At 42.1% G+C, this 20,538-nt stretch carries 16 protein-coding genes; 6 read left to right on the plus strand and 10 right to left on the minus strand.

The features are described from left to right. Window positions 1–6: 6 nt before the first annotated feature. Window positions 7–723, plus strand: a complete 717-nt coding sequence (deoD, locus tag M1F26_RS02885) for a purine-nucleoside phosphorylase (RefSeq protein WP_004914779.1) — start codon at window positions 7–9, stop codon at window positions 721–723. 71 nt (window positions 724–794) lie between these two features. Here the strand turns inward: deoD and M1F26_RS02890 are convergent, their stop codons facing one another. The 3 genes from M1F26_RS02890 to M1F26_RS02900 all read right to left on the minus strand — a co-directional run bounded on the left by M1F26_RS02890 (window position 795) and on the right by M1F26_RS02900 (window position 1,825). After that, entirely contained in the window at window positions 795–1,115 is a 321-nt protein-coding gene (locus M1F26_RS02890) for a CcdB family protein (RefSeq protein WP_112307951.1), read from the minus strand. Continuing rightward, on the minus strand, window positions 1,115–1,303 hold the full coding sequence (locus tag M1F26_RS02895; protein WP_094962730.1) for a type II toxin-antitoxin system CcdA family antitoxin: 189 nt from the start codon (window positions 1,301–1,303) through the stop codon (window positions 1,115–1,117). Before M1F26_RS02895 ends, M1F26_RS02890 begins: the two co-directional genes overlap by 1 nt. Before the next feature lie 84 nt (window positions 1,304–1,387). Beyond that, window positions 1,388–1,825: a GNAT family N-acetyltransferase gene (locus M1F26_RS02900; RefSeq protein WP_233618375.1), complete on the minus strand. Its 438-nt coding sequence runs from the start codon at window positions 1,823–1,825 to the stop codon at window positions 1,388–1,390. A gap of 277 nt (window positions 1,826–2,102) precedes the next feature. On the opposite strand from M1F26_RS02900, the gene M1F26_RS02905 reads away from it, so the two are divergent. After that, window positions 2,103–3,176 carry a hypothetical protein gene (locus tag M1F26_RS02905; protein ID WP_318837647.1) on the plus strand — a complete coding sequence of 358 codons (1,074 nt, stop codon included), beginning with the start codon at window positions 2,103–2,105 and terminating at the stop codon, window positions 3,174–3,176. Between the two features lie 93 nt (window positions 3,177–3,269). Here M1F26_RS02905 and M1F26_RS02910 read toward each other — a convergent pair whose 3' ends face one another. From M1F26_RS02910 to M1F26_RS02930, 5 genes are all read right to left on the minus strand, one after another. After that, window positions 3,270–6,059, minus strand: a complete 2,790-nt coding sequence (locus tag M1F26_RS02910) for a M16 family metallopeptidase (protein ID WP_140172060.1) — start codon at window positions 6,057–6,059, stop codon at window positions 3,270–3,272. Further along, window positions 6,049–7,755: an ABC transporter ATP-binding protein/permease gene (locus tag M1F26_RS02915; protein WP_004905719.1), complete on the minus strand. Its 1,707-nt coding sequence runs from the start codon at window positions 7,753–7,755 to the stop codon at window positions 6,049–6,051. Before M1F26_RS02915 ends, M1F26_RS02910 begins: the two co-directional genes overlap by 11 nt. A 62-nt stretch (window positions 7,756–7,817) precedes the next feature. Then, window positions 7,818–10,592 (minus strand): TonB-dependent receptor, encoded by a 2,775-nt coding sequence (locus M1F26_RS02920; RefSeq protein WP_140172061.1) that lies wholly within the window; start codon window positions 10,590–10,592, stop codon window positions 7,818–7,820. A gap of 117 nt (window positions 10,593–10,709) precedes the next feature. Next, window positions 10,710–11,696: a FecR family protein gene (locus M1F26_RS02925; protein ID WP_140172062.1), complete on the minus strand. Its 987-nt coding sequence runs from the start codon at window positions 11,694–11,696 to the stop codon at window positions 10,710–10,712. Beyond that, window positions 11,696–12,232 carry an RNA polymerase sigma factor gene (locus M1F26_RS02930; protein WP_140172063.1) on the minus strand — a complete coding sequence of 179 codons (537 nt, stop codon included), beginning with the start codon at window positions 12,230–12,232 and terminating at the stop codon, window positions 11,696–11,698. The genes M1F26_RS02925 and M1F26_RS02930 overlap by 1 nt, the downstream gene beginning before the upstream one ends. A 179-nt stretch (window positions 12,233–12,411) precedes the next feature. On the opposite strand from M1F26_RS02930, the gene M1F26_RS02935 reads away from it, so the two are divergent. After that, a complete protein-coding gene (locus M1F26_RS02935) occupies window positions 12,412–13,194 on the plus strand; it encodes an energy transducer TonB (RefSeq protein WP_140172064.1) in 783 nt (260 codons plus the stop codon). A gap of 26 nt (window positions 13,195–13,220) precedes the next feature. On the opposite strand, the gene M1F26_RS02940 is transcribed toward M1F26_RS02935, so the two are convergent. Continuing rightward, complete coding sequence (locus M1F26_RS02940) at window positions 13,221–13,994, minus strand: AhpA/YtjB family protein (protein ID WP_140172065.1); 774 nt, start codon at window positions 13,992–13,994, stop codon at window positions 13,221–13,223. 315 nt (window positions 13,995–14,309) lie between these two features. Here M1F26_RS02940 and serB point away from each other — a divergent pair, with 315 nt between their 5' ends. The 3 genes from serB to nadR all read left to right on the plus strand — a co-directional run bounded on the left by serB (window position 14,310) and on the right by nadR (window position 18,153). Further along, window positions 14,310–15,287 carry a phosphoserine phosphatase gene (gene serB / locus M1F26_RS02945; RefSeq protein WP_094962739.1) on the plus strand — a complete coding sequence of 326 codons (978 nt, stop codon included), beginning with the start codon at window positions 14,310–14,312 and terminating at the stop codon, window positions 15,285–15,287. Window positions 15,288–15,502: 215 nt separating this feature from the next. After that, window positions 15,503–16,888 carry a DNA repair protein RadA gene (gene radA, locus M1F26_RS02950; protein ID WP_140172066.1) on the plus strand — a complete coding sequence of 462 codons (1,386 nt, stop codon included), beginning with the start codon at window positions 15,503–15,505 and terminating at the stop codon, window positions 16,886–16,888. Window positions 16,889–16,917: 29 nt separating this feature from the next. Further along, a complete protein-coding gene (gene nadR / locus M1F26_RS02955; RefSeq protein ID WP_094962742.1) occupies window positions 16,918–18,153 on the plus strand; it encodes a multifunctional transcriptional regulator/nicotinamide-nucleotide adenylyltransferase/ribosylnicotinamide kinase NadR in 1,236 nt (411 codons plus the stop codon). 355 nt (window positions 18,154–18,508) lie between these two features. Here the strand turns inward: nadR and ettA are convergent, their stop codons facing one another. Beyond that, a complete protein-coding gene (ettA, locus tag M1F26_RS02960) occupies window positions 18,509–20,176 on the minus strand; it encodes an energy-dependent translational throttle protein EttA (RefSeq protein WP_004914750.1) in 1,668 nt (555 codons plus the stop codon). Between the last annotated feature and the right edge of the window lie 362 nt (window positions 20,177–20,538).

Genomic DNA, 20,538 nt, shown 5'->3' on the forward strand with positions numbered 1-20,538 from the left:
ATAATCATGGCAACTCCACATATTAATGCAGAAATGGGTGATTTCGCTGATGTCGTTCTGATGCCAGGCGACCCATTACGTGCAAAATACATCGCTGAAACCTTCCTTCAGGATGTTCGCCAAGTCAATAATGTGCGTGGCATGTTAGGTTTTACAGGGACTTATAAAGGTCGTAAAATTTCTGTTATGGGTCACGGTATGGGGATCCCTTCATGCTCCATTTATGCGAAAGAACTGATCACTGATTTTGGTGTAAAAGTGATTATTCGTGTTGGTTCATGTGGCGCAGTAATGGATGACGTAAAATTGCGTGATGTTGTGATCGGTATGGGCGCTTGTACTGATTCACGCGTTAACCGTCAACGTTTCAAAGAAAATGATTTTGCAGCGATCGCAGACTATGACTTAGTTCATAATGCAGTTGAAGCAGCAAAAGCAAGAAACGTGAATGTACGTGTGGGTAACCTATTCTCAGCAGACCTATTCTACTCACCAGATCCTGATATGTTCAAAGTGATGGAAAAATACGGCATCCTGGGCGTTGAAATGGAAGCCGCGGGTATTTATGGTGTTGCCGCTGAGTTTGGTGCACGTGCATTAACGATTTGTACCGTTTCAGACCATATCAAAACTGGCGAACAAACAACGTCAGAAGAACGTCAAACCACGTTTAATGAGATGATTGAGATTGCACTGGATTCAGTGTTGTTAGGCGATAAATAATCGTTAATTACATACTGAGATGATTTTTTAAATGCCACGTATAGCGTGGCATTTTTTGTGAAATAAAAGCTCTAAATCCCCGAAATGATCATGTCAACAGCCGAAATAATTTTTGCATGAACATTCGGGATGATACAGACGAGGTCACGTGGTTTAAGTTTATTAATGGAAATAGTGGTTATGGATTTAGTGATAATTACATGGTGAATACCATTAATATAAACCACAGGGGTTAGAGCCTTAACTTGTGAATTGTTATGCAATAATGGCGATATAGGCATGATAACACGTGAGTGATAGTCACTCAGTAGGTCATTTTGGATATCAATAAGATAAGGATATTGGTCTTTCGACCTGATTGATTTATTACGATAAACAGCATATTGAGGCATTAAATCACCCCATACTCATTATCATCAGTAAATAGCCCTGCTTGTTGTTCAAATTCGTTAAAGCTATCAATGTTTGTTCTATTTTTTTCTTTCCATTTGGCATCAGAGCTTTGTTTGATAGTAAGGGGGAAATCTTGTTGTAGGTTTGCCTTATTTTGCATCTCAGTGAAATGATTTTGCGTTTTCATGGGCTACCTTAAATTAAGTGGATAAGATGGGTATTACTTTAGGGTAGCACCACTATGCTGGCAACTGCGCTGGGCGTTTTAAGACTAACTTTTTATCCGGCTCATCATCACGGCATCAACATATTGCCCATCACGAAATGTATAATCTTTCATGCGGCCTTCTAGCTCGAAGCCAAACTTTTCATACAGCCCAATGCCACTGCCATTTGCTGCGAATACTTCTAGCTCTATGCGATGGACATTGAGCCAGTTATCGCAGTAATCCACCATTACTTGCATCAGTTGTGAGCCAATACCTTTGCCTTGGTGAGTTTCACTAACGGTAATTCCGAAAGTTGCAACATGGCGACGGCGCACTTGGCTCGGTTGGCTAATTACAAGCAAACCCACAACGTCGTCACCAATAGTAGCAACAAACTGGGTAACGAGCGGGTCATTTGCCCCAAGGCGAGCCTCCCACGTTTTTTCTGTTGGGTAAGGTAGCTGTAAGGTGTTGGCATACGCCGAATAGGCAGCGTGCATCTGGGTAACTGCCGGGACATCGTTTAATGTTGCTCTGCGGATGGTTATGTTGCCCACATCAAGTCTCTTTATCATTATTTATTACATATAAGGATATTAATCCCACTCAATTGCCGCTGTGTCAATTAGATTATGCTAGATATCAATGTGTTATTTAAATATACCATCTATGCATGGGAGTAGCGCTATCTGATATCGAATGTTTATCTATTTATCTATTATTTCTAAATATAATTTTCTATTAAAAAAGAGGAATAAAATTATGGGGATTAATTTCATGAAAAATGATACAAAGATAGTCAGCAGTGACACATTGGCTATGATGATTCAAAAGAAAGGAAATAAAGATAGCATAACTAAAAAAACAAAAAAAATAATTACTAATGAAATAGAAAGGTTAATACAGACTAAATCAGAAGAAAATTCAAAGATGTTATGTAGTAGCTGGTTATCTTTGGATAAGATAAAGTCTTATAAAGTAAAGCAAGAGTTAATGATGTGTTTTTCTGATAATATGATTAAAGTTGATAATGCTCACCCAACCATAGGGAGTAGAAAATCAAATCATGAGGTTAATGAACCTATAGCTTTATCAGGAGAAGACAATCAAAAATCAAACAGTAGTAATGGAATTGAAAAAGGAAAACCAATGAATCTAAATGATAATTATTTAGATTCATCATCTATAGATGGAGAATTACAGTTGAGGATATCACTTAACTGTGACTCTTCTATAAAGAAACTGAAAGAGTCTTTGATATCTTACTTGGCAGGAAAGGAAATAACGGAATGTAAAATCAAAAAAATCACAAAACTAATTGATGAGTTAAATAAAAAACAAGATTTAATCGTGATTAAAACAAGAATAGCAGAAGCGTTTGGAATTACTTCATTAAATGATAGTAATCCTGAAGAAATAGTGAATATCTTCATTGGTAAACTAAATGGTAAAATTAGTAATATTGAATTTAAAAATAAGGCTACATCAACTACTGATCTGATGGAATTCCATATTAACAATGTTGTAAATTACAATGACTTAATGGATGATTTTAAACCGGAAATCCCTATTGAATTAAAGGAGGACATTGATTCGGCTATTGAGAAAAATGATTTTCATAGAGTTAAATCTCTATTGAATAAAATAAAAAGAAATAAAGTTTCAGATATTTACTCATCAGTCAGAAGTTACTTGAGGTATGGGAAAATTTTTCCGAATGGAAGTGACGATGATGAGAAAATAGAAAAAATCATTCATGAGATAGAAAACCCAAGTGTTAAATACAGAATTTTAAATTTTTTTATGGATATGAAATTTAAAATATTAAAATTATATAATAAATTATTTTAAATGGACTCTGCTTAGAGAGTTATATAAAAAAAGTCAATCTTAGAAAGAATGGCTAACAGCTGTTTGATAGCCATTCTTTTATTTATTAGACAATCAAGGCGTCATCATAAACACTTTTGAATTTCGCCCTAAATATTGACGAGCTAAACGATTAATATCTTCAACTGTAAGTTGGTGAATAATATCTTTCTGTTGGTTTAAACGCTGATATTGCCCATCATCGGCGGCAATTTGCGCTAGAGCCTCAGTCCAGTAGCTCGAGCTATCAGTGACTTGTGAATTTTCCGTTAGCCAAGTATTTTTCGCTTCGGTTAATTCTTTTTCACTTATACCCGTTTGACGAATTTGCCCAATCGTTTTTTGGGCGATTTGCGTCATTTCCTGTGCACGTTCTGGCGAGGTGGTGAAATTCAAGCGCGCGAGGTAATACGGTTGCGGTTTCTTCGCGAGCATCTGTGAAAAGCCAAGCGCATAAATACCACTCGCTTTCTCACGTAGTTCACCACGTAAGCGTTGGCTCACAATGGTATCGATTAATTGAATCGCTAAGCTGTCTTGCTGGTTCCAGACAGCAGGTGACGCGAACTGAATACTCACCATGCTCTTATCGCTGCTGCTGATAGGATAAGTTTTATTAAAACTCGCCATTTTTGGCATGATCCCTTGGTCGCGAGATACCAGTTTTTGGTTACTGTGTGGCAGTGAGGCAACCCATTGCTCTAACAGAGGTTTTAGATCACGGCTATTCATTGCACCTGTAATGACCAGTGTCATATCTGCTGTTGAGGTGAGTAATTGGCGGTTAGCTTGCTGCAACTGCTGAGCCGTAAATTGCTGCCAGCTGCCCTTTGGGTTAATCACCAAAAATTCACCGTGGGTATAGCTTTCCCGATTAATATTATCAAGGAAAGTGCGTTCTACGGGAGTTTTGGATAAGTTTAAAGTAAAAGATTGTTTTTGTTGCTCTAATTTTTCACCACTAAATTGCGGAGCGGTGAGTTTTAAATTGAGTAACTGTAGCGCCGTTTCGAGGTTATCGACAGGGGCTTTTCCGCGAAAACCATGTGTGAGCAATTCGCTGTATGGGCGAACGCTAATTTGGTTTTGCTTTGCCAGCAGAGCCAGATCGCGCGCGCTGTAATTTCCATAACCGCTGCTTTCAGGAAGTTTCAACGCCCAATCCGTTAAACCTGCCGTTTGTTGTGTTTCTAACGAACGGCCACCCGGTAATTGCAAGTTAAATTGAATATCATCTTTCAGGTTTTTATCTGTTTTAACAATTACCTGAATGCCATTACTCAAAGTCCAATGTTCCGTTTTTTCAACGGGCAGCTTAGATTGATCAACAATACTGCCTTTTATGGATTGGGGTAATTGCAGTTGAATGGCTTTGGAGCGCAGCGTAAATGGCCCTGGTGTGCTTTGGCGTATTTTAAGCCATTGCTGATTAAATGCCGATTTATCAATAGTAGGGGCATCAGTATCAGGCCCAATTAATGCTAAACGCGGGGAGGCGGTTTGTAGGAATTTAGCGACATGTTGTTGTAAATCCTGCGGTTTGACAGACTTTATCAATTGGTAGCTGTTATCTAACTGCTGGCGCTTATTCCACATCGGCATGTCGTATTCAAGTGCCGTAGTGAGTTGCCCCGCTAAATATTCATTGCTATAACGTTGTTCTGAAGCGGCTTGCAGGCTAAATTTTTTCAGCATGGCTTGCTTTGCAGAATCAAGTTCTTCTTGGGTAACCGGCTCAGTAGCAAGGCGTTGTAGCTCTGTAAATAAAATCTCAGTCGCACCTTGGTAATCATTGCCTTTAGGGTGGATGATCATCAACTGTTGTAAGCGCTGGTTATCTAACATTGCTCCTTGTTCATTGATGCTAATCGACGGCAAAATGCCGTTATCCACCATAACGGAGAAACGTTGGTTTAAAATGGCCAACCAGAGGTTATCCAGTAAATCTTCCGACTGCCCTAAACGGGTATTTAGCGGTGCGCTAACATCCTTTTGTAAGGCAAATTGCACATAACGCGCCCCTTGCTCTTTATCAAATACACCTTGCACTAACATATTGGTTGAATGGGTAAATTGTTTCCATTGCGGGTTATCTTCTGCCACTTTTTTGGGTTTAGGGAGCGCAAATAAATTATCAACCTGATTGCGTACTGATGAACTATTGAAATCACCAATAATTAATAGTGACATTCGCTGAGGCTGATACCATGTTTGATAATAGTCTTTCGCTTGCTCAATCGGAGCATTGCGTACCACATCTAATGAGCCAATTGGGTTGCGATCGACGTAACGGCTACCGTGGTAGCGTAATTTTTCTAAGCTGTCATTGATGCGATAGCCCATCCCTTGGCGTAAGCGCCACTCTTCGACAATTACAGGGCGCTCTTTTTCAAAGGCTTCTTGGTCAAAGGTCATATTTGACGCCCAATCGGCCATCACTTGTAAGCCTGTGGCGACTTGTGCTGTCGTGGCTTCGGGGAGTGATAATTTATATAGCGTGGAATTTAAACTGGTGATCGCATTCACATGGCTACCGAGTTTAAGCCCTTGGTGTTCCAGCTGTTTGAACCCCGTGGTTCCCGGAAAATGTTTGGTGCCTTTAAACGCCATATGTTCAGTAAAGTGTGCGAGGCCAAGCTGCTGTTCATTTTCTTGTAATGAGCCGCTACTGACCAATAAACGCAGTTCAACTCCGGGTTGATTACGTTGCAGAAGGTAAACTTGTAGCCCATTGTCGAGTTGATAGTGTTGAAGGTCACCGCGCACAGGTAACAGTGAGGTTGAATTTTGGCTCACCGATGTACTGCCTGCGCAGCCACCGAGCAGAATGCTTATTAATGTGGCGAAGGTAATTTTATGAAGCATATTCAGGCGTTCCTGTATTTAAGGATTTTTCACTCGCAGGTTCAACGAGCAATATTTGTTGTTCCGCAAATTGAGCAACGAAGCTTTGATGACTAACCAAAACAATGGCGCTGTCATGTAACTCAGCTTTCAATAGAGCGAGGAGTTCTAATGCGCTGTTTTCATCAAGGGCGGAGGTGGTTTCATCCAATAAAAGCAGTTTTGGTCGGTTGAGCAATAAACGCGCAAACATAATGCGCTGCTGTTCTCCACCAGATAGGCGGTTGTTCCAATCGGTTTCGAGTGCTAATTGATGATGCAGTTTTTCCAAACCGACTAACATCAATGCATATTGAAAATCTTGCTGGCTAAATTGGGATGCCGCTTTGGGATAAGCTAATAAGCTATCAAGCCGACTAATTGGTAAATAGAGACGCTGTGGGATCCACATAACTTTTTCTGTTCGGCTAATAGTACCGTTGAAGAAAGGCCAATGCCCACTTAGCGTACGTAATAAGGTGGATTTTCCAATGCCAGAACGGCCACTAATCAAGGTTAATTCACCTTGTTTGGCGGTGATATTCACGGAATTAATTAAACAGCGGTTGTCTGCGGTAGAAATGGATAACTTAGCCACCAGAGGTGGCGATTTTTCGTCGATAGTAACCACAGCTTTGTTATCGTTTTCCAATAAAACCACAAAGTTATATAAACGAGAGACCGTCGCTTGCCATGCGGCAATTTCTTTATAGGCAAAAATAAACCAACCGAGTGAAGTCGCAACACTGGTAAAGGCTTGGCGCAATTGCATTAAGCCACCTAACATGATTTCACCCGCAAGGAATTTAGGCAGTGCGAGTAATACAGGCGCTAAAGCGGTAACTTGTTGGTAACCCACTGTATAAAAAGATAAATTTCTTTCACAGCGAATAAGGCGGTTCCAGTTGCTGATAATTTCACCAAAGCGCCCCATCAGTTCTTTTCTATCTTGAGTTTCACCGCGTTGCCCTGCGATGGCATCACCGTGTTGGCGGCAATTAATTAGCGAGCTACGGTAATCCGCTTCGCGGCGCTGCTTATCCATATGCAAACGGCGTAGCGGAAAACCTATCCATTGGGTAAGTGCAATACCAATAAGGGTATAAATAATACAAGCCCAGAACATATACCCGGGGATGGTCCAGTCGCTATCGGCAAAATTAAACGACAGGCTACCGGAAAGCGTCCAAAGAATGGCGGCAAATGAAATCAGCGTTAGCATTGAGTGAAGGAATGTCACCACTAAATTTAATGTTGATTCAATCAGTAAACGGATATCTTCAGCGATACGTTGGTCTGGGTTATCGGGTTCTTGAGACGTTAATCTTAAGAGGTAATGTTTGCTGTTGGGCGATAACCAACGGCTAAGTACTTGCTCAGTCATGCCTTTGCGCCAGCGGATAATCAGCATTTGTTTTAGGTAATTACCCATAACGACGACAAAAATCAGCCCACTAACTAAGATCACAAAGTACTGCAACAGTCCATATAGGGCTTGGCCGTCGAGTTTTTGTAGGGCGTTATAAAAGTCGCCGTTCCACATGTTCATTTTGACGTTGAACCACACCGAGGACAAGGTGAGCCCGAGTGAGGCAAACAGCAGTATCCAGCACAAAAGGGCAGCACGCTGCCCCCAAAAAGGTTTTACTAAATAGAAAAATTGTTTCAGTGTCTTCATGACGTTTTATTCATTTGTTGTTTTAATTGTTTAACGAGTTTTATTGCTCACATTGCTGGGAATTACAGGTCGTAATTGACTTGTAACCAGAACTGACGGCCCGGGTCGTAGGACTTGATGTCCCTACCTGAATAGGTGAAGCGGTCGGCAACGTTTTTATTATTGAGAATGTTGTTCACTTCAACGGAGAAGCCAAATCCATAGGCAAAATCGGGTTTCCAGCCAAGGCGTGTATCCCATGTGTATTTGCTGGCATAGTGTTGGTCGACATATCTGCGAATTACACCATATTCAGGATCTTCGTAAATACCGTTTCCATTGCCGTAGCGAACAACTTGATCCCTTGCTCCCCACCACTGTAGGCGGTTATACCAAGTGAGGTCATAGTCGTCCCAGACACTGGTTAATTCAACGTTGAGCTTAAATGGTGAGTTAAAACTGGTTGACGGTAATTTAGATGAATCTATAACTTTGCCGTTATAGAAGACTTTATTAAGATTTAGGTCATTACGCCCTTCATAGTAGTTATAACCAGAATCTTTTGGTGTATTACTATCAGTTTGCTGCCAAGTCAGTGAGGCACTCATGACATGGGATGCATCTGCCCATTCCCAAGGTTGAGTGTTATTGACGGAAAGAGTGATGCTATCGTGTGAGCTACGGCCTTTGTTATCGAAGACTTTGATTTTACTTTGTGGATCCCACATATCAGATTTGTTTGTTTTTGTGCGGGAACGAACCTCATCATAACCTTCACGGTGGACATACTGTAAACGCCATGTCGTTGATAAAATCTCTTGCTGTAATGCAAGTGTCAGTTCATCGTTATAAGGCGTTTTCAGTGAATCTAACCCTTCATAGTCTTTTTTATCTTCCCAATCATTATTATTCAGGTTTAATGAGCAAGGAAGATCAGGTCCCCATGCATTACAGGTTTGCATCCCACCATTTTGCGCGCCATAGAGGGCATAAGTTAGCATTGAACGCCCATAATAGCGGTTCACACCAGCGATAAACTGTGTTGCACCATCACCAAATACATCGTAGGTACCGCTTAGTCGAGGGGCGATATTGTTACGACCAACTAAATCGTCACGATCTAAACGAATACCAGGGCGCAATGTTACTTTACCAACTTGGATGGTATCATCGAGGAATAGTGCATAATTGGTATAATCGGCAGAATATGACCCTGCTTTAAAACGCGTTATGTTATGCAAATATCCATTATAGTTGTCATCGCTATCAACCATGCCTGCATAAGTATAACGGAGATAATCATTATCACGGACATAGGTTCCCTTGGTGTAATTCACCTCAGCACCCATCGTGGGTTTATGGCTCAAGCCTAAACTGTCCTCTTGCTCATTGAATCGCATGACGGTTTTTAAACTGTGTGTATTTTGTTTTGATTCTAAATCACCGAGTCCACCACTGTTTAGTTCAGAGTCTCTATTCCATGCTTGAACCGTTAATGAATATTTTTGGTCATTTTTGCGGTCATCTTTTAGTTTTTGAGTGTTAGCTGTGACTTCCAGTTGCCCCAAAGGAAATTGGTGTTTAAAAACAGCCGTCAGCCCTAATCCATTGTGCGTGGAATCATACCCAGAGTTCATTATGGAAGAGGAGAATAATCGACTTTCATAAGACGCATAGTTTGCCGATAGGTCAAGAGTACTTTCACCTGATATATCAACAGAATACTTTAGGAAATAGTTATCAGAAGTACGACGTTGATTTTTTTTACCATAAGAAAAATCAGCCCATTCAAGTTGATTATTGTCGCCTAAAATAGCGGAATCCCCGCCCGTGACTGTCATTGGAATAGTCGAACTACGACGTGAAGCGGAGAAAACTAATCCTGAATTTTCACTCACTCCTAATTCAAACCAGCCACCAAAATCATTTTTATCATAGCGGTTTTGGAAACGAGCAGGATTTGCCGTATCATTTTTGGTAGTATCAATCCCTTGCGATGAATCGTGGAACAAATTATTCCAACCGGAACGGGTTAAGCGGTAATAGGCGTGAGCGCTATTTTCCCCTTGCCAGCGACGGCTATTGACTTCCACCGTTCCCCCCGTAAATCCGCCAAATTCGACTGGAATGTTATTGTCATACACTGTCATGCTGTCGATAAGGCGGCTATCGATATAGATCCCTTGGTCGCTACTGCTCAGGCGGGTTGAAGTTTCACCGAGACCGTTGTCTGCAGGGTCAAAATCGTTGTTAAAGCTTACGCCATCAAGGCGATAGGCGTTTTGGTAGCTGCTTGATCCGTGAATAGAAATACGGGAAGGTTTGATTTCCCCTTGGTTCATTGAGTTGCTGTCATTATTGGCAAATTGGACAGCAGGGTTAGTTTTCATCAAATCCGTAATATTGCCATCACCCGTATTTCTTTGGCTAATTTCTTCAGACGTCACGTATTGCGGTGCTGATATCACATCTGTCGCGGGGTGGTTCTGAACAACGCCAGAGACTTGGGTTTCTGGTAATACCAATGTGCCTTGGCTTAAATTTTGCTGGCGAATAACGAAAACACCATTTTCATTGATTAACTCTAATCCGCTACCGATGAGTATTTTTTGTAATGCGGTTTGTGCGGAGTAGTTGCCAGACAATGCAGGTGCGCGTAAGCCACTTAATTGGCCTTTATCATAGAGCAATTGGATTTGCCCTTGGCGGCTAATTTCAGCCACTGAGGTCGCCAGTGATTGTTCTGGTAATGAAAAATTCATTTCTTGCGCGAAGGCAACTTGACAAGTAATAGCACTACTGACCGCCACAGCAAGGGCGAGCGGCCTTAATCGGCGTTGAGTAAACTGAATAGACATGGATATCCCTTATTCTTAAGCTGCACAAAAAGTGTGCGAAAATAGGTCAGCAAAATGATGACTAATTAAGAAGAGGGTGAAATGAGAATTATCCTCACCTGCAAATGAAAATATTTTTTATTTATTTTTTTTGTTTTGGATAATCAATACGTTATTTTTGTCTCGATAGACGACTTGTACCGGAAGTAATGAAGGAAGGGCTTGAAAAAACTGTTCTGGCTGATGGGTATTGATGCGACCTGAGATTTTACTCTTCGCTAATTGAGAGGGAGAAAGCTCGATATTTATCGATGAATAGTTTTTAAGTTCATCGAGGACTTCTGAAAGTGGTTTATCGACAAAAATTAATTCACCAAAACGCCAACGAGCCACATCTAGCGGGTTGATGTGTTGGCGAGCGATTGGGCTGTTCGGCGATTGACTGACTGCACTGTCACCAGCAAGTAGGAAAACGGGTTGTTTGCTTGCGGCATCTTCAAAGCTGACAATGCCTTGGCTGACATTCACAGCAACTTGCTGAGCCACTTTGTTAACTTCAAATTCGGTTCCTACCACTTGAATACGCCGGTTATCAGCTTGAATTATAAAAGGCCGATAGGGGTTGGATTTGACTTTAAAATAAACATTTCCCTGTTCCAGATACAGGTTACGTACTGGAGTTTCATAGGCAACATGAATCCGGGTATTGCGGTTAAGAAACAGCTGGGAACCATCAGGTAAAGTAACTTCTTTAGGCGTATCCGTTGCCACTAAGGTCATATTATTGAGCAACATCGAAGGTAAGTGGCTGTATGGCAAAAACAAAATAGCCGCAATAAAAAATGCTGCTAAGGTATTGCCCAAAGGGCGCCATAAGCGAAAAAAAGGGCGTTTTTCCTTGGGAAGTATTGTGCTAGCAGGGCGCGGCATGTGATCAAAATCGCGCCATAGTCCAGCAATGGCATCATACGCTTTTGCATGTTCAGGTGATGCAGCAATCCATTGTTTGAATTGCTCTGTTTCAAGGGCGCTGATACGTTGGCTGTGCATGCGGGTAAACCACAGCGCAGCTTCTTCATCAATGCGGCTTTCATCATCTGATGTTTGCAAAGAGTCGTGTGTCATTACGAATTATTGCTCTGATTATCAAGGTGTTTTTTACAGTGAACAAGCGCCGCCGCAATATGTTTTTCCACCATACTGATTGAAATTTCCATTCGCTCAGCAATCTCGCTTTGAGATAAGCCATCAAAACGATACAGCAAAAATGCTTCTCGTCGACGGGGGGGTAACGTTTCAAGTGCTTCGCTCAGCCGTTGGATGCGTTGCTGATGTTCCAAGATTTCACTGGGGTCAGCTTGGCTCTGTTCAAAATGTGGCTCATGAGTAACATCATCAATGGATGTTTCTGATTTAGTTTGGCGCTGGTTACGTCGCCAATGGTCAATCAAAACATGATTCGCAATTTTAAACAGGTAAGCGCGGCTCTCTTTTACAGGCGTTTGTTCTTTACGGTTTAGCCATAGTGTAAACACATCCTGTGATAAATCATCAGCATCATTGCTGTTATCTAGCCGATTGCGGAAAAAGCGCACAAGTTGGCTATATGTTGACTGATACGCACCGCTAATTTTACGGGCAAGAGATTTATCAATAGTCATTTTACTGGTGTTAATGTCATAAAAGAGCACAATTGTGCTGATTAATAATCTGCTCAGATTACTTTATTATTTAAATCAATAAGTTGTTTTAATAATTGTGTTTTTACTAATAATAATGAATATCATTTTTGTTTGTATTATGCCTATAATCTGCAAAAAATAAAGTCGTGAGGCAGAATATGAGCAGTATGACGGGTCAGTTAGAGCGCCCGATTTTCCGTCCACTAGGCGGTTTAGTTTTAAGTTGTCTTTTCCATGGAACACTGGCAATCATTTTTATCGGCTGGTTTACTTCTTCAATTCCGAAGACCGGAGTACTACCACCAGCAATTTCGTTGCAGCTGGGTGTTTATCAGCTTGAAAAACAGGCAGAGCCTGAAATTAATCATGCCCCTAAACAACACATGACGACGCGTGAAGAGTCATTGCCTGAAGTGGTTGAAAAGGTAGATAAATTGCCTGAAACTGCGATCGTTGATAATGGCACATTGACGAAAGTTAGTGAGAAAAAACAACCACCGAAAAAGAAAATTCCACAAGAGAAAAAAGTGATCGACGAAGCCCCTGTAACTACGCAGGAATCGATGGTGACTTCCGCTCCTGCATCAGGGAGTGAATCCAGTAGCAGTGCGAATTTCTCCAGTAATGCGTCTGCGGCAGTGAGTGGGCACCAAGGCTGGCAAAGTGAGGTTCATCAGCGGATAGCCAAGACCAAACGCTATCCACGTGCAGCGTTGCGTTACCGCTCAACTGGGGTCTCTCATATAAAAGTGGTTTTGGATAGTCGGGGTGAAGTGATTGCCGCCAGCTTATTGAATTCATCCGGTACGAAAATATTGGATAAAGAAGCGTTGGCGACAATTTCACGTGCTGCGCCTTTTCCTACCCCGCCAGAGACATTGCTAGTCGATGGCCGGGTCGAGTTTATTGCGCCAATCGTATTCGATACAACGTCTATTTAAATTCAACTCAATAGCCCTTTTTAGGGCTATTTATCAGGTGAATTTGGTCTGTTTTTTGGGGTCGGTCGCTTAGGGCGATAAGGACGAGGTTCTTTTTTTCGTTTTAAACGCGCTGGCTTAGCTGCTGGCGTTCCTTTGCTCTCTTGCTTGCCATCTTCATTACTGTCGTCATCTCCATTATCATCTTGATTTTCCTCTGTATTAACGACGAGCGGAGGGGCTTGCTTGTGGCCTTTCTTTTTCTTTAAACGCAGTAATGTATTTGCTAAAACGAAGCCAATACATAAGGCAAGTAGAATAAAAATTCGTAATACATTGGTGCTGTTATCCGCTTGTTGAATTTCAGCGGCAAGGAGCTCCGTATCAATGGTTAAACGCAAATAGCCTTTCGGCTCTTTTGTGCCTTGGATGGGAACGACAAGCTGGTATTGAAAGTTTTGTAATGAGGAGTTGTCATCGATGGCCAGCCGTTCTTTCACCGTTGTCGGCTCACCGACTTGAGTGATTAGTGTGCCACTGGCAGTATAGATACTGGCATCTAAAATATACCTATCTTTCACTACGTTATTTAAATTGGCATTAATTCGCTCTAAATTAAAATCTTTACTGCCGGGAACAATATAATCAGATAAGCTGAAAGCAACTTGCTCAGCAAGAACATAAGTCAATTGTTTAAATTGCTCAATTCTGCCTTGGTTTTGGCTATTTCCTAAATAAGAAATACCATGCATAAGTAAAGTTACCAGCGCAACGCAGATAACGATAATGACTGTTTTGTGGAGCCTAAAGGTAAGTTTCATTGCTTTATTGGTGCTCTCGACTTATTTTGAGTATAAAGATGCCGTTATACTTTAGCTAATATGGGGTTATCTTCAGTTTTAACAGTAAATACATAAGGTCACAAAGCCTTAAAATTTAGTATAGTGGCTTCGTTCGGCTGCTCGCAACTTATCATTATAAAAAAGTTACACTCTAAATAATTCGAGTTGTATGTAGGCGACAAACGAAGATAGTCCGATGAGCATACATAAGTATGTGATTCGGCTAGCTGAGCGTAGTCAACAACCAGACAACTTGAAGTATGACGAGTATATCGATTACAGGAGCTAATTTTCATGTCAACGAGCTTGACCTATTGTTATCTACCCGACGAAATCCAAAAATGGCCAGGGTTGCCATTGTCATTAAGTGGTGAAGAAGTGATGCCATTGGATTATCGTGCTGGGGACAGTGGGTGGTTACTATATGGCCGCGGCTTAGATAAAGCGCGGATCAGTAATTTCCAACAGCGATTAGGGATCGCTATCGTAATTGTCTCTTCGTGGCGTATTGATGACTACCAAGTGGTTAGAATCGCTGGGAGTATTACACCTCGAATTAAAAAACTCGCTGACGAATGTTTATTAGATGTCGTGCCATTAGGGCAAATTCCACGTTTGCGCTCACCGGGTCTATTACTGATGGATATGGACTCGACAGCGATTCAAATTGAATGTATCGATGAAATTGCTCGCTTAGCAGGGGTAGGGGAGCAGGTTGCTGAAGTGACCGAGCGAGCTATGCTAGGGGAACTCGATTTTACGGAAAGTTTACGAGCACGCGTTAGCTTACTTGAAGGTGCCGACGCCGCTATTCTTGACCAAGTGATGGAAACATTACCTTTAATGCCAGGTTTAACGAACCTTGTGCGTAAGTTACAAGCGATGAATTGGCACATTGCGATAGCCTCCGGCGGTTTTACTTTCTTTGCGGATAATTTACGCCAACGGCTAAAATTGGTAGCTGCAGTTGCTAACCAGCTAGAAGTGAAAAACGGTAAGTTAACAGGCAAAGTCAAAGGCCCAATTGTAGATGCTAAATATAAAGCGCAAACCTTGATCAAACTGGCGGAAAAACTGGAAATTCCCATTGAGCAAACTGTTGCCATTGGTGACGGGGCAAATGACCTGAAAATGATCCGTAAAGCAGGGCTGGGTATTGCGTATCATGCGAAACCAAAGGTATATGCAAGGGCGAAGGTTGCGATTCGTCATGCAGATCTGATGGGGGTGATGTGTGTGTTGAGTGGTGGCCTCAAACACGAAGAACGCTAATATTCGTCATGGATTGCGCTGTAGCTGTGTTGGCCGCGCTCGCTAACCCTAGTCACATACTTGCGTATGCTCCTAGGGCTTAGCTTTACTTGCCGCCTTGCTACAACACCATCCATTTTGAAGATTAAGCCAAATTAGTATTCAAAATTTTAAGATCATTTTGAGTGCTGTGGTTCGTCGGTTGTAATACAGAATAATTTTAAGAGGAGTTTGCTGTGGCAAAAGGGGTTAAAAGGGCGTTTGTCTGTAATGATTGCGGGGCGGACTATCCGCGTTGGCAAGGGCAGTGTAGTGCTTGCCATGCATGGAATACGATTACGGAAATGCGTCTGGCCTCAACAAGCTCTTCATCACGTACTGACCGCTTAACGGGGTATGCAGGGAATGCGGCTGGGGTAAGTAAGGTTCAGAAGCTATCTGAAATTAGCCTCGAAGAATTGCCTCGTTTTACTACAGGGTTTAAAGAGTTTGATCGCGTGCTCGGTGGGGGAGTCGTACCGGGCAGTGCCATCCTCATTGGGGGGAACCCGGGAGCCGGTAAAAGTACCTTATTGCTGCAAACCATGTGCTTATTGTCACGTGAAATGAAAACCCTGTACGTCACAGGGGAAGAATCACTTCAACAAGTGGCGATGCGAGCACACCGTTTAGGGCTACCGACTGACTCACTCAATATGCTGTCAGAAACCAGTATTGAGCAAATTTGCTTAACCGCAGAGCAAGAACAACCCAAACTGATGGTGATTGACTCCATCCAAGTGATGCATATGGCAGATATTCAATCCTCTCCGGGCAGTGTGGCACAAGTCAGGGAAACCGCGGCTTACCTTACCCGTTTTGCGAAAACCCGTGGCGTTGCCATTATTATGGTTGGCCACGTCACTAAAGATGGCTCATTAGCAGGACCTAAAGTCCTCGAACACTGTATTGACTGTTCTATCATGCTAGATGGCGATGCGGATAACCGCTTTCGTACCTTACGTAGCCATAAAAACCGCTTTGGGGCAGTCAATGAGTTAGGCGTATTTGCCATGACAGAACAAGGGCTTAAAGAGGTCAGTAATCCTTCTGCAATTTTCCTAAGTCGTGGTGACGAAATTACCTCAGGTAGCTCCGTGATGGTAGTATGGGAAGGGACAAGGCCGCTGCTGGTGGAGATCCAAGCGCTAGTAGACCATTCGATGATGTCTAACCCACGGCGTGTTGCGGTCGGGCTTGAACAAAACCGTTTGGCCATTTTATTGGCAGTATTACACCGTCATGGTGGCTTGCAAATGTCAGATCAAGACGTTTTTGTCAACGTCGTGGGTGGGGTAAAAGTAACTGAAACCAGTGCGGATTTAGCACTATTACTTTCTTTGGTTTCGAGTTTTCGCGACCGCCCATTACCTAGAGATCTGGTGGTCTTTGGTGAGGTGGGGCTTGCAGGGGAAATTCGCCCAGTTCCAAGTGGTCAGGAACGTATCTCTGAAGCAGCAAAACATGGTTTTAAGCGTGCTATTGTGCCCCATGCGAATATGCCAAAGAAATCACCGCCAGATATGAAAGTGTATGGCGTGAAAAAGTTAGCGGACGCATTAAGTATTTTGGATGAACTATAAGCTTTTAATCTAGGGTAAAAGGAAAATACATGGCTGAATTTGACTATCTTAAAAACGCAATCAAACGAGCGGGTTACACGCTCCAGCAAGTTGCGGATGCGACAGATATGACCAAAGGCTATCTCAGCCAGTTGATTAACGACAAAATTAAAAGCCCCAGCGCACAAAAAATCGCGGCATTGCATCGTTTTCTAGGCCTTGAGTACCCTATTCAGCAAAAAACGATTGGCGTGGTGTTTGGCAAATTTTATCCATTACATACTGGGCATATTTATTTGATTCAACGGGCATGTAGCCAAGTCGATGAGCTCCACGTCATTCTCTGCCATGATGAACCCCGTGATAAAGACTTGTTTGTTAACAGTTCTATGTCTCAACAACCCACAGTAAGCGACCGTTTACGCTGGTTATTACAAACTTTTAAATATCAAAAGAATATTCATATTCACTCATTTGATGAAAATGGCATAGAGCCATATCCACACGGTTGGGAAGTGTGGAGTGATGGAATGAAAGGCTTTTTGAAAAAGCATAATATTAATCCAAGTTTTATCTATTCAGGGGAAGTGAATGACGTGCCGCGGTATAAAAAATATTTAGGTATCGAAACCATCTTGATTGACCCTGAGCGCACATTTATGAATATCAGTGGTAACCAAATTCGCCAAGCGCCATTTCGTTATTGGGAATATATTCCAACAGAAGTGAAACCCTTCTTTGTGCGTAAAGTCGCCATTCTTGGTGGTGAGTCAAGTGGTAAATCGACGTTAGTCAATAAGTTAGCCAATATTTTCAATACATCCAGTGCATGGGAATATGGCCGAGACTATGTGTTTAGCCACTTAGGTGGTGATGAGATGGCATTGCAATATTCTGACTACGACAAAATCGCATTAGGACACGCGCAATATATTGATTTCGCAGTGAAATATGCTAATAAAGTGGCATTTATTGATACTGACTTTGTCACGACTCAAGCCTTTTGTTTGCGTTATGAAGGTAAAGAGCATCCATTTGTTCAGGCATTGATAGACGAATACCGATTCGATTTAGTCATAGTTTTAGAGAATAATACCCCTTGGGTGGCAGATGGTTTAAGAAGCTTGGGGAGTGATAAAGACCGGAAAGCGTTCCAAGGCTTACTTATTGAAATGCTTAAGAAAAACAATATTGAATTTGTGCGTGTAGAATCCTCAGATTATGACACACGTTTCTTGGAGTGCGTCACCCTTGTTCAGCAGTTACTGATGTTGGATGACTTATAAATAAAGTCACCCAATAAAAAACGGCATCTAATGATGCCGTTCAGACTACTGACAAACATATTATGTTTGGCGGCAAGTCGAATAGGTTTTGAAAATAAACTAGGAAAATCAATTTATTGATTTTCGGCTGATAACACAAAGCGGGAAAAACCACGCTTTTATCCCGCTTTGTCAGCAACCTCAACGGCATCTAATGACGATGCCGTTTTGATTCTATCTATATGATATCGATCCCTTAAATAATTTGAATTATAGGTAGGCGGCAAGAGAGTGAGTCCCTAGGAGCATACACCAGTATGTGACTAGGGCTCACGAAAGCAGCCAACACCGCTATAATTCTAAATTATGACAGGGATTATTTGGTCATACGCTTATACTTCATACGATGTGGCTGCAACGCTTCCGCGCCTAACGTCCGTTTTTTGTAATCTTCATATTCAGAGAAGTTACCTTCGAAGAACGTAATATTACCTTCGTCTTGGTAATCAATAATATGGGTTGCAATACGGTCAAGGAACCAACGGTCATGGGAAATAACCATGGCACAGCCCGGGAACTCTAACAGGGCGTTTTCCAGCGCACGTAAAGTTTCAACGTCGAGGTCGTTGGTTGGTTCATCGAGTAACAGGACGTTACCGCCCACTTGCAGTAGTTTGGCTAAATGTAAACGGCCACGTTCACCACCAGATAACTCACCCACACGTTTACCTTGGTCAACGCCTTTAAAGTTAAAGCGACCCACATAAGCGCGGCTTGGAATTTCAAAGTTACCAATACGCATGATGTCTTGGCCGTTAGAAATTTCTTCCCAGACAGTTTTGCTGTCGTCCATCGCATCTCGGAACTGGTCAACAGAGGCAATTTTCACGGTATCACCTAACGTGATTGAGCCGGAGTCCGGTTGCTCTTGGCCTGAAATCATACGGAACAGCGTTGATTTACCTGCACCGTTAGGGCCGATAATTCCCACAATTGCCCCTTTCGGGATTGAGAAATTCAGGTTATCAATCAGAACGCGATCACCATAAGATTTACTTAGGTTTTCAACCTCGATAACTTTATCCCCTAAACGCGGCCCAGGTGGAATAAATAGCTCGCTGGTTTCATTACGTTTTTGATATTCAACGCTATTGAGCTCTTCAAAGCGAGCCAAACGCGCCTTACCTTTAGCCTGACGGCCTTTTGGATTTTGGCGGATCCACTCAAGCTCTTTCTCGATAGATTTACGACGAGCGGCTTCTGTAGAGGCTTCTTGCGCCAAACGCTCATCTTTTTGCTCAAGCCAAGAAGAGTAGTTACCTTCCCAAGGAATACCTTCACCACGGTCAAGTTCGAGGATCCAACCCGCAACGTTATCTAAGAAGTAACGGTCATGCGTGATAGCCACAACAGTCCCTTCGTAATCGTGTAAGAAACGCTCTAACCAAGCAACAGACTCAGCATCTAAGTGGTTGGTTGGCTCATCGAGCAGTAGCATATCGGGTTTTTCGAGTAGTAAGCGGCAAATTGCCACACGACGGCGTTCACCCCCAGAGAGGTTTTCGATTTTAGCATCCCAAGCGGGTAGGCGCAGTGCATCCGCCGCACGCTCTAATTGGTTATCTAAATTATGGCCATCTTGTGCGGAAATAATCGCTTCTAACTCGCCTTGCTCTTTCGCGAGTTTATCGAAATCTGCACCTTCTTCCGCGTAAGCTGCATAAACTTCATCTAAACGAGTTAATGCATTTTTGACTTCGCTAACCGCTTCTTCAACGGCTTCACGGACAGTATGTTCAAGATTTAACTTAGGTTCTTGCGGAAGATAGCCGATTTTCAAACCAGGTTGTGGACGTGCTTCGCCTTCGATATCGGTATCAATACCTGCCATAATACGCAGTAATGTTGATTTACCTGCACCATTAAGACCTAAAACACCGATCTTAGCCCCCGGAAAGAAGCTCAGAGAGATATTTTTTAAAATATGACGTTTCGGTGGAACAATTTTTCCAACCCGATACATACTATAAACGTATTGAGCCAATTTATTTACCTTTTGATTTATAAAGGGAATTTTAATTTTCTGTTTCTATGCAGTAGGAATACATGACCTACTGCGATTGGATAAACAACAATAAATATTTTGGTATGAACTATACCTGATTGCGTATGTGATGGTCTAGGCTATCTGCGTTAACTCGAGAGTAAAAACCTAATAAATATAAAGTAAAAGACTGTAAAGTCGAAAAATTCAAGAACTCTCTGCTGTTACTAAATAAAAACTTTCGGTAGCATTAACATTATTGATATATGTTTAATATACCTATAATCCTTCAAGTCGCAGCGCTTTTCGTTGAGGTATAAGTGACTACGCTCAGCTAGCCGAGTCGCATAGTTTATCTATGC

Origin of the sequence: Providencia sp. PROV048 (assembly GCF_033688165.1) — a bacterium.
GTDB lineage: Bacteria > Pseudomonadota > Gammaproteobacteria > Enterobacterales > Enterobacteriaceae > Providencia > Providencia hangzhouensis.

Excerpts from the sequence above, each read along its gene's own strand:
- M1F26_RS02890 (WP_112307951.1), bottom strand. The coding sequence starts at position 1,115 with ATGCCTCAATATGCTGTTTATCGTAATAAATCAATCAGGTCGAAAGAC.
- M1F26_RS02925 (WP_140172062.1), bottom strand. The coding sequence starts at position 11,696 with ATGACACACGACTCTTTGCAAACATCAGATGATGAAAGCCGCATTGAT.
- M1F26_RS02935 (WP_140172064.1), top strand. The coding sequence starts at position 12,412 with ATGAGCAGTATGACGGGTCAGTTAGAGCGCCCGATTTTCCGTCCACTA.
- M1F26_RS02905 (WP_318837647.1), top strand. The coding sequence starts at position 2,103 with ATGAAAAATGATACAAAGATAGTCAGCAGTGACACATTGGCTATGATG.
- M1F26_RS02930 (WP_140172063.1), bottom strand. The coding sequence starts at position 12,232 with ATGACTATTGATAAATCTCTTGCCCGTAAAATTAGCGGTGCGTATCAG.
- M1F26_RS02915 (WP_004905719.1), bottom strand. The coding sequence starts at position 7,755 with ATGAAGACACTGAAACAATTTTTCTATTTAGTAAAACCTTTTTGGGGG.
- M1F26_RS02910 (WP_140172060.1), bottom strand. The coding sequence starts at position 6,059 with ATGCTTCATAAAATTACCTTCGCCACATTAATAAGCATTCTGCTCGGT.
- M1F26_RS02900 (WP_233618375.1), bottom strand. The coding sequence starts at position 1,825 with ATGCACGCTGCCTATTCGGCGTATGCCAACACCTTACAGCTACCTTAC.
- M1F26_RS02940 (WP_140172065.1), bottom strand. The coding sequence starts at position 13,994 with ATGAAACTTACCTTTAGGCTCCACAAAACAGTCATTATCGTTATCTGC.
- serB (WP_094962739.1), top strand. The coding sequence starts at position 14,310 with ATGTCAACGAGCTTGACCTATTGTTATCTACCCGACGAAATCCAAAAA.
- nadR (WP_094962742.1), top strand. The coding sequence starts at position 16,918 with ATGGCTGAATTTGACTATCTTAAAAACGCAATCAAACGAGCGGGTTAC.
- M1F26_RS02920 (WP_140172061.1), bottom strand. The coding sequence starts at position 10,592 with ATGTCTATTCAGTTTACTCAACGCCGATTAAGGCCGCTCGCCCTTGCT.
- deoD (WP_004914779.1), top strand. The coding sequence starts at position 7 with ATGGCAACTCCACATATTAATGCAGAAATGGGTGATTTCGCTGATGTC.
- M1F26_RS02895 (WP_094962730.1), bottom strand. The coding sequence starts at position 1,303 with ATGAAAACGCAAAATCATTTCACTGAGATGCAAAATAAGGCAAACCTA.